This window comes from Rhizobium sp. 05L429, assembly GCF_056397645.1.
The window spans coordinates 186,095-200,658 of the sequence record NZ_JBFTNV010000009.1; the positions used below are offsets into that span (position 1 = coordinate 186,095).

The window sequence follows — 14,564 nt, forward strand, 5'->3', positions numbered from 1 at the left end:
TCGCTTTTCCCGGGCTTCGAGGATGACTGGTCTGTTCATGCGAGAGTCATCACAAGCAGTGCAGAACCTAGCTAAAATCATAGTGTTTTTTTGGATCCAGAACCGAACCCATGGCCATTTCCAGTCCGTCTCCGAGCCTGTCGCGCGCGCCCGAGAAGAAGCAGATCGACCATAGTGACTCGATCCGTTCGACCTACCTGTCCAACGAGGACATCAGGGTCATGGGTGAAAGCGTCGCCTGTCGCACCGTGAGTGAACTGCCAGGCTTCGCACCGTTCGATTTCTTTGCGCGCCACAAGGAGAATGAGAAGGAAATCCTGCGCGTCTATCGCACGACCGCGACCGACGTCGAGGCCGGAGAGACGATCACGCCAGCCGCCGAATGGCTGCTCGACAACCATTACATCGTCGAGGAAGCAATTCAGGAAGTCCGCCGCGACTTCCCGCGCCGATTCTACCTCGAGCTGCCGCTGATGAAGGTTGGCGGTGTCGACGTCCCGCGAACACTCGTGCTTGCCTGGCTCTATGTTGCCCATACCCACGGCACCATGTCGCAGGAAAGCCTGACTACGCTGGTTGAGGGTTTCCAACAGCACGAAACTCTCAAGATCGGTGAGCTCTGGGCGCTGCCGTCTCTGGTGCGCTACGTGCTGGTTGAAAACCTTCGCCGTATTTCGAGCCGCGTCGAGCGTAGCCGCCATATGCGTCGCCGTGCCAATGAGGCGGCCGATGAACTGGTGCGCCTTGCCGACACGGCAAAGGCTGCGGCCTACCTGAAGACGCTGGAGGAGCTTGCCGAGGACAACACCTTCTCGACCCAATTCCTCTATCGCATGCGTGACGGCTCGCAGACATCGAGCTTGGCGATCTCCTGGCTMGACGAGCGCTTAGAAAAGCTCGGGCGTGATAGCGAAGAAGTGACGATGGCGGAGCATAGCCGCCTCTCCGCCGGCAATGTCACGATGGGCAACATCATCCGCAGTCTGCGGGAGATCAACGATGCGGAATGGTCGGTCTGGGTCGAGCAGGTCAGCCATGTCGACAGGCTGCTCTGGGATCAGTCCGACTACGGCGACCTCGACTCCGGTTCGCGCAACAGCTATCGCAGACAGATCGAAAAGCTCGCCAGGCGCTCGCCGTTGAGCGAGGTGCAAATCGCCCAGCTCGCCGTCGACATGGTGGCTGAGGTCAGGCATTCCGGCGAGGCGCAACCGCATGAGCCTGATATCGGCGGCTTCATTACGGGTGCTCAACGTCTGAAACTCGAAGCGCGCGCGAATTACCGCCCAACATTGCCGCAGCATGTCGTCCGCGCCGTACGCAAGTTCAATTGGATGGCGATCGCCGTTCCGGTCGCGCTGATCACCATCATCGCCATGGCTGTTGTCGGCGGGTTCATGGCCAATGCCGGAATGGCACCGATTGAAATCGCCCTGCTGCTCATCCTGTTCTCTTTGCCGGCCTCGGAAGGTGCGAGCGGCCTCTTCAATACCGTGCTCTCCTTCTTCGTCACGCCGGCGCGGCTCGTCGGCTATGAGTTCAAGCGGGGTGTGCCGGAGGATGCGCGCACGCTCGTCGTCGTGCCTTGTCTGATTTCCAATCGCGACAGCGTGGACGAGATGGTGCGCAATCTCGAGGTCCATTATCTCGCCAATCCGCGCGGCGAAATCCACTTTGCGTTGCTCAGCGACTGGCCCGACAGCGATGTGGAGGAAAGCTCCGCTGATCTGGAAGTGCTGGAATATGCGCGCCGCGAGGTTGCCAATCTCTCAGCCCGTTATGCCTATGACGGCAGGGCGCGCTTCCATCTTCTGCATCGCCGCCGCCTCTACAATCCATCCGAAGGCGTATGGATGGGCTGGGAGCGCAAGCGCGGCAAACTCCACGAGCTGAACCTGCTGCTGCGCGGCGACCGCGACACGACCTACCTGCCAGGCGCCAATACCGTGCCTGCCGATATCAAGTACGTCATGACGCTCGATGCCGATACCCGCCTGATGCGCGATACCGTCACCAAGCTCGTCGGCAAGCTCTATCACCCGATCAACCGCCCGGTCATCAACCCGGAAACTGGTCGAGTCGAAAGCGGTTATGGCATTCTGCAGCCGCGGGTGACGCCGTCGCTGACGACGGGCAAGGATGCGTCGGTCTTCCAGCGCGTCTTTTCAATCAACCGCGGTCTCGACCCCTATGTCTTCACGGTTTCGGATGTCTATCAGGATCTTGCCGGCGAGGGCACGTTCACCGGCAAGGGCCTCTATCACGTCGATGCCTTCGAGGCTTCGCTGAAAGGTCGCATTGAGGAGAATTCGGTGCTCAGCCACGACCTTCTCGAAGGCTCGATGGCGCGCTGCGCGCTCGTCACCGATCTCGAACTCGTCGAAGACTTCCCGGTCCGCTATGAGGTCGAGACCTCGCGGCAGCATCGCTGGGCCCGCGGCGACTGGCAGCTCCTGCCCTATATGCTCAATCCGAAATCCGGCGTCACCGCGCTCGGCCGCTGGAAGATGTTCGACAATTTGCGCCGGTCGCTGACACCGATCGCCTGGTTCTTCGCTTCCGTGCTCGGCTGGTATCTGATGGAGCCGTTCGGCGCGCTGATCTGGCAGATTCTGCTGATCTTCTGCCTGTTCGTGGCGCCCACCCTGTCGCTCATCAATGGCATCATTCCGCGTAGCAGCGATATTGTTGCCAGCGCTCATCTCCATAACGTCTGGTTGGATATCACGGCCGCCAATGCGCAGGTGGCGTTGCGTATCATCTTCATCGCCGACACTGTCTGCATGATGACGGATGCGATCAGCCGTTCGCTGTATCGCCTGTTCGTCAGCCACAAGCTGATGCTCCAGTGGCGTACCGCGGCCAGCGTCCAGGCGGGCAAGCAGGGCACCATTTTCTCCTATTATGGAGCGATGTGGCATGCGCCGGTCCTTGCGGTCCTGGCGATAGGTTTCGCGGCGCTGTCAGGTAACGACGCCTTCCTCGTCGGCATTCCTTTCGCGTTGCTCTGGATCCTTTCGCCCGCCGTCGCCTGGTATGTAAGCCAGTCGGCCGAAACTGAAGATCGTCTTGACGTGCCGGATGACGTCTCCAGCGAGTTGCGAAAGATCGCGCGCCGCACCTGGCGCTACTTCGAAATCTTCACGACGGCGGAGCAGAACTACCTGCCGCCTGACAACGTGCAGGAAACGCCCCATGTCATCGTAGCGGCGCGTACTTCGCCCACAAATATTGGCGTCTATCTCCTGTCCGTCATTTCCGGGCGTCATTTCGGCTGGTTCTCCTTCGAGGAGACGATCGAGCGCCTGGAGCAGACTATTGCCACGGTCGACCGTATGGAAAAGTTCCGCGGCCACCTCTTCAACTGGTATCACACCGATACGCTGCAGACGCTGGGGCCCCGCTACGTTTCGGCGGTCGACAGCGGCAATCTCGCCGGCCACCTGATTGCCATTTCTTCAGCTTGCCGCGACTGGGCGGAAGCACCCTCGGCACATGTCCAGGGCAACCTCGACGGCGTTGGCGACACGGCCGGCATTCTCGATGAAGTTCTGGCCGACCTGCCTGACGACCGCAAGACCGTGCGGCCGTTGCGCCGCCGTCTCGAAGAGCGTATCGCCGGCTTCCAGAATGCACTTGCCGCCGTCAAGCGCGAGCACGAGTTTGCCTCGATCCGTGTCATCAACCTTGCGGTCCTGGCGCGCGACATCCAGAACCTTGCAGGCAACCTGCATCACGAGGTGAAGTCGAAGCAGACGGAAGAGGTCACGTTGTGGGCGGCCTCGCTGGTCAAGGTCTGCGAGGCACACATTTCCGATAGTACCTTCGACCTTTCCAATATCGATGCGCTGCGCCCCCGCCTGGCCGCGCTTCGCGACAAGGCCCGCGATCTGGCGTTTTCAATGGATTTCGCCTTCCTGTACCGCCCGGAGCGCCGCCTGCTGTCGATCGGCTACCGTGTGGAAAGCGGCGAGCTCGACGCGGCCTGCTACGATCTTCTGGCTTCAGAATGCCGGCTTACCTCGCTCTTCGGTATCGCCAAGGGCGACCTGCCGACCGAGCATTGGTACAAGCTTGGTCGCCAGGTCGTGCCGGTCGGCTCGCGCGGGGCACTGGTCTCCTGGTCCGGCTCGATGTTCGAATATCTGATGCCGCCGCTCGTCATGCAGGAGCGCGGCGGAGGCATTCTCAACCAGACCAATAATCTCGTCATCATCGAACAGATGAATCATGCCCGCAAGCTTGGTACGCCGTGGGGCATCTCGGAAGCGGCTTTCAATGCCCGCGACCATAACCTCAACTATCAGTACACGAATTTCGGTGTACCGACGCTCGGCCTTAAGCGCGGTCTCGGCCACAATGCCGTCATCGCGCCCTATGCCTCGCTGCTCGCCAGCCAGTATCGTCCGGAGGCTTCKCTTGAAAACCTCCAGAGGCTTCGCGAGCTCGGTACTCTCGGCAAGTTCGGCTTTCATGACGCCGTCGACTTCACGCCGACACGCGTACCTGACGGCAAGAAGTGTGCAGTGGTCTACAACTACTATGCCCACCACCATGGCATGTCGATTGCGGCTGTCGCCAACGTCGCCTTCGACGGCATGTTGCGCGAACTCTTCCACGCCGATCCGGTCATCGAAGCGGCCGAACTGCTGCTACAGGAAAAAGCGCCGCGCGACATCCCGGTGATGAGCGGCAAGGATGAATCCGATACGCCCGCCAGCATCCAGGACGAATTGATGCGGCCTGTCATCCGCAAGATCGCCGATCCTGCATCGCGCGACCGTGAGCTCGTTTTCCTGTCGAACGGCCACTATTCCCTGATGCTGACGGCGACGGGGGCGGGTTATGCCCGCTGGAACGGTCTTTCCGTTTCCCGCTGGAAGCCCGATCCTACCGAAGACCGCTGGGGCAATTTCATTTTCCTGCGCGATACGGTGACCCACGAGTGGTGGTCGGCAACCGCGGAACCGAAGAGCGTCGACGGCGAAAAGACCTGGGTGGAATTCGCTGACGAGAAGGCCGTCTTCAGCAAGGTACTCGGCGATCTCATGAGCGAGGTCGAATGCATCGTCGCCACCGAGCATGATGCCGAAGCCCGCCGCCTGACACTGTTCAATATGGGCGCGGAAGACCGTTTCATTGAAGTGACCTCCTACCTCGAGCCGGTCATAACATCCGACGATACGGACAATGCGCATCCGGCTTTCGCCCGCATGTTCGTCAGGACGGAGATCGACAAGCGTGGCGACGTCGTCCGCGCCGAGCGTAACAAGCGCGATCCGAACGAGGCGAACATGAACATCGCGCATTTGATCGTCGACAATGCCGGCGATACGCGCCACACGGAATTCGAAACCGAGCGGCGCAAGTTTCTCGGCCGTGGCCGCAGCCTTGCGAACGCCGCCGCCTTCGATCCAGGCATGACTCTTTCAGGCACCGACGGCTTTACGCTGGATCCCGTCCTGTCGCTTCGCCGCAGGGTGCGCGTGCCGGCCGGCAAGAGGGTCAGCGTGATCTTCTGGACGATCGCAGCACCTGATCGTGCCGAGGTGKACAAGGCCGTCGACCGTTATCGCCATCCGGACGCTTTCAGCCACGAACTCGTGCAGGCCTGGACGCGCACCCAGGTGCAGATGCGCCATGTCGGTGTCAGCTCACGACAGGCGGCCGCCTTCCAGCATCTCGGCCGCTACCTTGTCTATCCCGACATGCAGCTTCGTGGCGACGATGGTGTCGTCCGGACTGGCCTGCAGTCGCAGTCGGCGCTCTGGCCACTGGCGATTTCGGGCGATTTCCCGATCTTCACGCTGCGCATCGATGACGACATGGATCTCGGAATCGCCCGTGAAGCACTGCTGGCACAGGAATATCTGCGTTCACGCGGCGTGACTGCAGATCTCGTTATCATGAACGAACGGGCCTCTTCCTATGCACAGGATATGCAGCACGCGCTCGACGCCATGTGCGAGGGCGTGCGCCGCATGGGCCAGGCTGACGGGCTGCGCCAGCATATCTTCGCGGTCCGCAAGGACTTGATGGAAGACAGCACCTATCAGGCGCTGATCGCCGCTTCGCGCGTGACGCTGCATGCCAAGAATGGCAAGGTGATCGATCAGATCAATCGCGCCCTCATGCTGTCTACGCCCGTCAAGGAAGAACCGGAGGACGCCGACAGGGCCGAGCGCGCGATGACGCCAGTCAAGCGCTTACAGCCTCTGTCGGCGCCGGCTATCCAGACCGTTGCCATCGAGGAGGAAGGCGATCTCGACTTCTGGAATGGCATCGGTGGCTTTGCCCGCGACGGCCGCGAATATGTCGTGCGCCTGCCGGGCGGACACGCGACGCCGCAGCCATGGATCAATGTCATCTCGAACGACCGGTTCGGCTTCCATGTGTCGGCGGAAGGTGCCGGTTTCACCTGGAGCGTCAATTCGCGCGATTACCAGCTTACCCCCTGGTCGAACGATGCAGTCATCAACCGTTCCGGCGAAGCCCTCTATATAGCGGATCGCGAAAGCGGTGCGATCATGACGCCATTTGCAGCGCTTTCCCGCCGCAACGACATTCGTTTCGAAGCACGCCACGGTCTCGGCTACTCTACCTTCTCCAGCACGCAGGACGGGATCGTGCTGGAAGTGACGCAGACGGTGCATCGCGAGAAGCCGGTAAAGCTGCAGCGGCTGCGCCTGCGCAATGCCGGTTCGGCAAGCCGCAAGCTCCGGCTCTACGCCTATGTCGAATGGATCCTTGGGAATAATCCACAGAAGACCGCTTCCTTCATCCTGTCGAAACGTGACGAGGAGACAGGGGCGTTGTTTGCGACAAATCCCTACAGTATCGACTATTCGGGCCGAACTGCCTTCTTTGCCGCAAGCGAGCCGATTTCGAGCTTCTCGGCAAGCCGTCGCGAGTTCATCGGCAAAACCGGAACGATTGAGGCGCCTGTCGCAGTGACTGCAGCAGCTGCTCTTTCGGGCTCCGCGGACCTCGACGGCGATCCGGCAGCTATCCTTGCGATCGATATCGAGCTCGGTGCCGACKAAGAGCACGAGGTCACTTTCCTCTTGGGTGATGCGCCCACAGAAGAGGAGGCGCGCGCCCTGCTTGCCGATATTCGAAAAGGCTCGTTCGATGAGGCAGTACAGGCGAACCGGGGCTTCTGGCAGGAATTCATCGGCAAGCTGCAGATCTCGACGCCGGATCACGGCATGAACAATCTCGTCAACACCTGGCTGCCCTACCAGAGCCTCGGCTGCCGCATCATGGCCCGCACCGCCTTTTATCAGGCGAGCGGCGCCTTCGGCTTCCGGGATCAGTTGCAGGATACGCTCGCCTTCGTGCTGCAGCAGCCAGACATCGCGCGAGGCCAAATCATCAATGCCGCCTCGCGCCAGTTCCGGGAGGGCGACGTGCAGCACTGGTGGCTGCCGGGAACGGGCGCCGGCGTGCGCACCATGATTTCCGACGATGTCGTGTGGCTCGCCTATGCGATCGATCATTATTGCAACGTCAGCGGCGACAAGAGCGTGCTCGACGAGCAGCTGGCCTTCCTCGAAGGCCCGGCTCTTTTGGAAAGCCAGCATGATTCCTTCTATAAGCCCGAGATTTCCGAGGATACGGCGAGCGTCTACGAGCATGCCGCGCTGGCGCTCGATCTTGCCATTGGCCGCAAGGGAACGAACGGCCTGCCGCTCTTTCTCGGCGGTGACTGGAATGACGGGATGAATCGCGTCGGCATCGACGGCAAGGGCACGAGTGTCTGGCTCGGCTGGTTCCTTGCCGGCGCGCTGCGCTCCTTCATTCCTTATGCTGAGGAGCGGGGCGACAAGGACCGCGCCGAGCGCTGGAAGATGCATCTCGTCGAGCTCAAGAAAGCGCTTGGGAGCGCGGCCTGGGATGGTGGCTATTATCGCCGCGGCACATTCGACGACGGCACGCTGCTCGGCTCGAAGGAAAGTCTGGAATGCCAGATCGATTCGATCGCTCAGTCCTGGAGCGTCCTGTCAGGCGAAGGCGATCCAGAGCGAGTTACCAAGGCGATGGATGCGGCGCTCGATCAGTTGGTGGATGAAGACGCGCGGATCATCCGGCTCTTCACGCCGCCTTTCGAGAAGTCGCCCAGGGATCCCGGCTATATCAAGGCCTACCCGCCCGGCGTTCGCGAGAATGGCGGCCAATACACACATGCCTCGGCCTGGCTGGTCATGGCGCTGGCCGAATTGAAACGCGGTGATGATGCCCTGCGTTGCTTCCAGATCCTCAATCCGATCACCCATTCGCTGGACAAGGCGGCAGCCGAACGGTACCGCGTCGAGCCCTATGTCGTGGCGGCCGATGTCTACGGACACGAGCCCTATGTCGGGCGCGGCGGCTGGACCTGGTACACGGGCTCCGCCGGCTGGCTCTACCGCGCGGCGGTAGAAGGCATTCTCGGTATCCGGCTAAAGGGTGGAAAACTATACGTTCGCCCGTCGCTTCCTTCCAATTGGGACGGGTTTGCGGCAGAGATCGAACGCGGTGGACGCAAATACCGCATTTCGGTCTCAAAAGCGTCCAATGCTGACGGTTACACTCTGTCAATCGACGGCATCGAAGTCGCCAATCCCCACGAGGGATATCCGGTCGGATAACAGCAATCTCCAAGCTGACTTTCCGGCGATTCGCGCGGCCAAAGGGGGAACCCTTTTGGCCGGCGTAGCGTTTGCAAAACGGATAACAGGAGAGACACCATGGCAGGTATGCCGACCAAAGCCATTGGCGCCCAACGAAACTCCATATCAGTGGCGGCGTCCAAGCGTGACACGAGGCTTGATGTGATTCGTGGTCTTGCTCTCATCACGATCTTCATCAATCACGTTCCGGGGCAGATTTTCGAATATATTACGACGAAGAACTTCGGCTTTTCGGACGCCGCGGAAGCCTTCGTGCTGATCTCGGGCATTGCGGTCGGCCTTGCTTACGGCTCGCGCTTCAAGGCGGGCAAGCGGCTGGAGATGGCGATCAAGGCGGCAAAGCGTGCTTTCACGCTCTACCTCGCTCATATGATCACCACCTTCGTGACGCTGGCGCTCTTCATCTGCGGGGCCTGGCTGTTCCACCGGCCGGGGTTGTTGGTCGAGATCAACATTCTGGCGGTGCTTATGAATCTGAAGGAGGGCATTCCGGCGCTGCTCCTGCTCGGTCATCAGATCGGCTACAACAATATCCTGCCCATGTACGGCGCGCTCATGCTGATGGTGCCGTTGATCCTGCTTCTGAACGAGAGAAGCACGCTGCTGGCGCTTGCCGTCTCCGGTACGGTCTGGCTGCTTGCGGGCATCTACCAGATTGCGCCGCAGAACATGCTGTTCGAGGGAGACTGGTTCCTCAATCCCTTCTCCTGGCAGTTCCTGTTCACGATCGGCATCGTCTCGATGATGCATGTCAAGCGTGGCGGCACGCTTCCCCGGCATCCGCTGCTTTTCGCGCTGGCACTGGCCTATGTCGTGCTTTCGTTTGTCTGGGTTACGGCTCGCCTCTGGGATCTCGGAAATTATCTTGCAGCTCTCGGCCTGCCTGCGGTGCTGACCGGTTTCGACAAGACCTTCCTGTCGCTGCCACGCTTGTTGCATGTGCTGGCGCTCGCCTATCTGGTGATCAATATTCCTGTCGTATCGCAGGCTTTTCGCCGCCCGGCCGATCACCCATTGACGATCCTCGGCAGGCACTCGCTGAACATCTTCGTCGCCGGCACCATCCTTGCGATGGCCGGGCAGGTACTGCTCTACATCACCAATCGCGACCAGATCATCGGCCCGATCTTCGTACTTGTCGGCATCGCGGCACAGTTCGCCTATGCCTATTACCTGGAAGATAAACGTGAGCAGGAGAAGGCTCGGCCTCTCGCCGGCGGTGCCGTTCCGGTGCCGGTTCGCGTCAATCGCGCGATGGATAGCCAGGGCAAGCGTCAATAGGCAACGACATCTTTACGATATTGTTAAGCTGGCGGCCGAGGAGGCAGCCGGCTTTCCTTTTATGCGCGGGCCCGGCTTTTGATTGTACAAACTTTACAGCCAGCCTGATTTTCTGAATCGCCAGAAGAGGATGCTGCACAGGCCTAAAATGACGGTGATGACGACGTAATAGCCGTATTCCGTCTTCAGTTCGGGCATGTTGGCGAAGTTCATGCCGTAGATGCCTGCGATGGCGGTCGGCACTGCCGCAATGGCAGCCCAGGCTGCGAGCTGGCGAGTGATCACGCCTTGCCGCTGCTGTTCMAATAGATTGCTGGCTTCGAAGACTGAGGTGATGACGTCCTTCAGCCCGCCAGTCGTGGTTTCGACGCGCCTGATGTGATCGTTCACGTCTCGGAAATATTTTCGCGTCTCGCTATCGATGCAGGGCAGATCGAGATGGACCAGCTTCCCGCACACTTCCGACATGGGTCMGAGTACGCGTTGGAAGCGGATAATCYGGCGCCTCAACTGGAAGAGCCTCTTGATTTGCTCGCGGCTGAGGAAGGCATCCAGCATTCGCCGTTCCATCTCCAGCACCCGATCCTCGATCGCCTGGACGATAGGAAGATAGCCGTCGACGATGAAATCCAGCACGCCGTGAAGCACATAGTCGGGACCGTTCTTGAGCGTCTCGGGTGCGGCTTCGAGCTGTTTGCGAAGGGCGCCATGACCGCGATCGGAACCGTGCCTGACGGTGATGACATGATTGTCACCGACGAAGATCGCTGTCTCGCCATATTCGATAGCGTCGTCCTCCAGATGGGCGGTTTTGGTGATGAGGAAGAGCTGCTTGTCGTAGATATCGAGCTTCGGAACCTGGCTGGGGTTCAGGGCATCCTCTACCGCCAGATGATGGAGACTGAAGGTTTTCTGCAGAGCAAAAAGTTCTCGCTCCTCCGGATCGTGGAGGCCGACCCAGACAAACTCGTTTTTTCCCGCTGGTACGGTGCCGGTTTCGATGTCGAAGGATCCTGCCCGCTGACCATCGCGGTACAAGTACGAGGCAACAATGCTCATTTACACTCCGCTCGATCATGCGTCTGCGATCCCGGTCATCTCGCGGCGCTCCAGGAGGAATGTGCAGCCCCAGGCCGGAACGACAAGACCTCGCGCATCACTATGAGATTTTGATTTTTTAGCCGCCCATCACGAATGGAATGGCTACGTGTGTCGATCCATTTTTGCTCCCAAAGGCAACGCCAATGATAGGGAGCACGAGGATGTACTTCGAACTCAAGGATGCCACAGCAGATATCCTTGCCAAAAGCCGTCGGCACAACGAACTCTGCGATCTGCCGCTCGACCTGATTTCCTCCGATCGCGAGGCCTATGACATACAGGCGACTGCGCAGGACGCGCTGGGTTTCGAACGCAAGGGTTATGCGCTTGTCGGAACGAGCGAGGAATCGCGCCGCACTCTCGGTCTTGCAAGACCGATTTATTCCGACATTCCCGCCTCCGCGCTGTTTGCAGGCACGAAGGAATTCCGGCTGCCGCAGGGCACGATTGGTGTCCAGTGCGAACTGGTCTTCACGATGCTGCGGTCCTATCCGGACGCTGGCGAGCCGATCAACCTCACCACTGCCGCCGACGCGGTGCTCAATTGCCGCCCTGCTATCGGCATCCTCGGACGGCGCACGCGGCGGGTCTTCACGGGAGACAGAGCAGCGATTGCCGATTTCGGTCTGCATGTCGCAACCATCTGCGGTGATCATGCCGGTGCGATGACATCAGCTGATCTCGCCGGCATCGACATCACTACCTTCCTGTTCAAGCAGACGGTCTTTGCCGGGAGATCGGCCTCGGTCATGGGCAATCCGCTCAATGCCGTCGTGTGGCTGGCGGACCAGCTTTCGGCGAACGGCAGCCAGCTTCAAGTCAACGATATCGTCGCGACGGGATCGTGCACGACCATCCTTCAGGTCTGGCCCGGCCAACATCTGGCGGCCGATTTCGGACCACTTGGACAGGTCGAATGCATCTTTAAGTGACATGCATTTCAAACGGAAGGACAGATTATGAGGCCGCAGCGAAAGCCATTCATTGTCGAGATCAAGAGGACGAAACCGTTTTGCCGCAAACTKGCTCCGGTTGAAGCCAATCCTCGGGATGCCGCGATGCAGGGAGGGACGAAGACGACTGTCGGCTTGGCCATCCGGCGCGAGGGGCGTGGCTGATGGTCAGCAGGAACGTCCCTCACGAATATTTCCTGCTCGCCATCGCAAAGGCAGAAGGCCCTGTCGTCGGTCATTTTCGCGGCAAACCGATTTCTGCCGTGGTCATCGACCGGAACGGTGGCCGCTATCGCTTTGTCGGCGTTGCCGCCAGAGACGGCCGCGGCAGGCTGGATGTCATGTCGCTCAAACAGGGCGAATGGATCCTTGCGCCTGATCTGGTCTATACGGAAGCGGCTTAGAGGATCGCTTCTTGCCGAGAATGACAAGCGGGCCTGCCCACGGCGATCCACAGGCAAACCCACGCAACAAAAAAGCCGGAAGAGCGGTGCCCTTCCGGCTTTTCATCGTGTTCTTGCGACGCCGATCAGGCGGCTTCGGTCGTATGGGCCTTGCGGACTTCGTCGTCCGTCAGGATGCCGCTGGCGCGCAGCAGGGCGGCGAAGCGACCATTGGAGTGGCTCAGTTCATCGAAGCTGCCATGCTCGACGATGCGGCCATTGTCGAGGAACAGCACCATATCCGCCTCGCGGACCGTCGAGAGACGGTGAGCGATGATGAAGGTCGTGCGGTTCTGGCGCAGGTTGTCGATCGCGGCCTTGACGCGGGCTTCGGTCTCGACGTCGAGCGCGGAGGTCGCTTCGTCCAGCACCAGGATCGGCGCATCCTTGAGAATGGCGCGGGCGATCGCGATACGCTGGCGTTCACCGCCGGAGAGCTTGTTGCCGCGTTCGCCGACATGCGTGTCGTACTGCTCGTCGCGGTTTTCGATGAAGTCGGACGCGGCGGCGGCTTCGGCGGCGCGGCGCATATCCTCTTCCGAGGCATTCTCGCGGCCGAGGCGGATGTTGTCGCTGATCGAGCGGTTCAGAAGGCCGGCATCCTGGAAGACGGTGGCGATATAGCGGCGCAGCGACTTGCGCGTGACCTTGCTGATATCCGTACCGTCGACGAGGATCTTGCCACCCTGCGGATCATAGACGCGCTGGAGCAGGTTGACGAGCGTCGTCTTGCCGGCACCGGTCGGGCCGACGATGGCAACCGTCTGGCCAGCCTTCACCTTGAAGGAGACGTTGTGCAGCCCCTGCGAGCTATTGGCGAAGCCGAAGGAAACGTCACTGAACTCGACGTCGCCCTTGACGTCCTTGATCTCGCCGTTGCCGGCCGGCTCTTCGCGCTCCCGAACGGAATCCTCCAGGGCGTAGAAGTCTACGAGCTTGGAACGGGCCTCGAAGATCTGCGTGGCGAACTGGCGCATCAGGTCCAGGCGGGCGATCAGCAGATTGGCGAAGCCGATGAAGGCGATGACGTCGCCGACGCGCAGTTCGCCATTCTGGACAAGCAAGGTGCCGATGACGAGCACGATCATCATGGCGATCGTCGAAGCCATGCGGTTCAGCGCACTGGCAATTGCCCACCAGTCGAGCACCGGATACTGCGCCTGCAGCAGACGGTCGGCGAAGGACTTCAGCGCACGTGTCTCGGCATCGATGCGGTTATAGCTATGCAGCACCGAGACGTTGCTGATGGAATCGCTGACGTGGCCGAAGACGGTATGATAGTGGTTTTCGACCGAAGCCTGGCCGTCCTTGGTTCGGCTCATGACCACACGGCCGATGAGCCAGTAGGCAATACCGAGCACGATCAGGACCGCGGAGAGACGCAGATCCATGGACATGGCGGTCGGGATGAGCAGGCCAAGCGCAATAACCGTCGAAAGATGGTTGCGCATGAACTCCAGCCACAGGCCGAACAGGGTTTCGCAGGCGCGCAGCAGCGTGTGCAGCGCATTGGACGTACCCCGCTGCTGGTGCCAGGCGAGCGGCATGGAGATGATACGGCCGAACGCCTCCGTCAGAAGCGTCGCGCGACGGCCATGGGCCAGCCTGTCGGCTTCGCGTGCCACGAGGACGAAGGCAATGGTGTTGAAGACCGCAAAGGCGGCCCACATCATGAGGATTGGCTTGACCTCGCCCTTGCCGGAAATCGCATCGATGATACGGCCGAACAGGATCGGCTCGGCGATGGTAATGGCCGCCAATACGATGTTCGCGATAACGACGAGGGATACGCGGAGCTTGTAGGCGCCGAGATAGCGCAGAGCCCTTGCATAGACCTTGAATAATGACACGTCGGAACCTCTTTTTGCATCTGCGAAAAACGGGATGGTGCGATGCTACGAAAATCTACCTGAACCGACGATTAACAGGATATTCAGTTTTGGAATCCGGCTTCGAAATTCGCGTGTCTGGCGCGATCGTAAAGTGCGATAAATGACCATGGTTTTGAAATTGTTGCTTAGGCATACATCGCGACAATTTGCGCTTGCATTCGCTGGAGGGTCTAGCGCACCATCCAATTTGCGGACTGCAATTTTTAGGAAAGACCGTTCAAC

At 60.1% G+C, this 14,564-nt stretch carries 6 protein-coding genes; 4 read left to right on the forward strand and 2 right to left on the reverse strand.

The features are described from left to right. Window positions 1–110: 110 nt before the first annotated feature. Together AC1DNW_RS12335 and AC1DNW_RS12340 are read left to right on the forward strand one after the other, a co-directional pair. Window positions 111–8,630 carry a glycoside hydrolase family 94 protein gene (locus AC1DNW_RS12335; RefSeq protein ID WP_477852840.1) on the forward strand — a complete coding sequence of 2,840 codons (8,520 nt, stop codon included), beginning with the start codon at window positions 111–113 and terminating at the stop codon, window positions 8,628–8,630. A gap of 99 nt (window positions 8,631–8,729) precedes the next feature. After that, window positions 8,730–9,953 carry an OpgC domain-containing protein gene (locus tag AC1DNW_RS12340; protein ID WP_113311993.1) on the forward strand — a complete coding sequence of 408 codons (1,224 nt, stop codon included), beginning with the start codon at window positions 8,730–8,732 and terminating at the stop codon, window positions 9,951–9,953. A gap of 93 nt (window positions 9,954–10,046) precedes the next feature. On the opposite strand, the gene AC1DNW_RS12345 is transcribed toward AC1DNW_RS12340, so the two are convergent. Beyond that, complete coding sequence (locus AC1DNW_RS12345) at window positions 10,047–11,012, reverse strand: magnesium and cobalt transport protein CorA (protein ID WP_477852842.1); 966 nt, start codon at window positions 11,010–11,012, stop codon at window positions 10,047–10,049. 203 nt (window positions 11,013–11,215) lie between these two features. Here AC1DNW_RS12345 and AC1DNW_RS12350 point away from each other — a divergent pair, with 203 nt between their 5' ends. Continuing rightward, window positions 11,216–11,986 carry an FAA hydrolase family protein gene (locus AC1DNW_RS12350; protein WP_113311995.1) on the forward strand — a complete coding sequence of 257 codons (771 nt, stop codon included), beginning with the start codon at window positions 11,216–11,218 and terminating at the stop codon, window positions 11,984–11,986. Window positions 11,987–12,171: 185 nt separating this feature from the next. Continuing rightward, window positions 12,172–12,411, forward strand: a complete 240-nt coding sequence (locus AC1DNW_RS12355; RefSeq protein ID WP_113300753.1) for a hypothetical protein — start codon at window positions 12,172–12,174, stop codon at window positions 12,409–12,411. A 125-nt stretch (window positions 12,412–12,536) separates the two neighbouring features. Here the strand turns inward: AC1DNW_RS12355 and AC1DNW_RS12360 are convergent, their stop codons facing one another. Further along, entirely contained in the window at window positions 12,537–14,300 is a 1,764-nt protein-coding gene (locus tag AC1DNW_RS12360) for a glucan ABC transporter ATP-binding protein/ permease (RefSeq protein ID WP_113311996.1), read from the reverse strand. Window positions 14,301–14,564 lie beyond the last annotated feature (264 nt).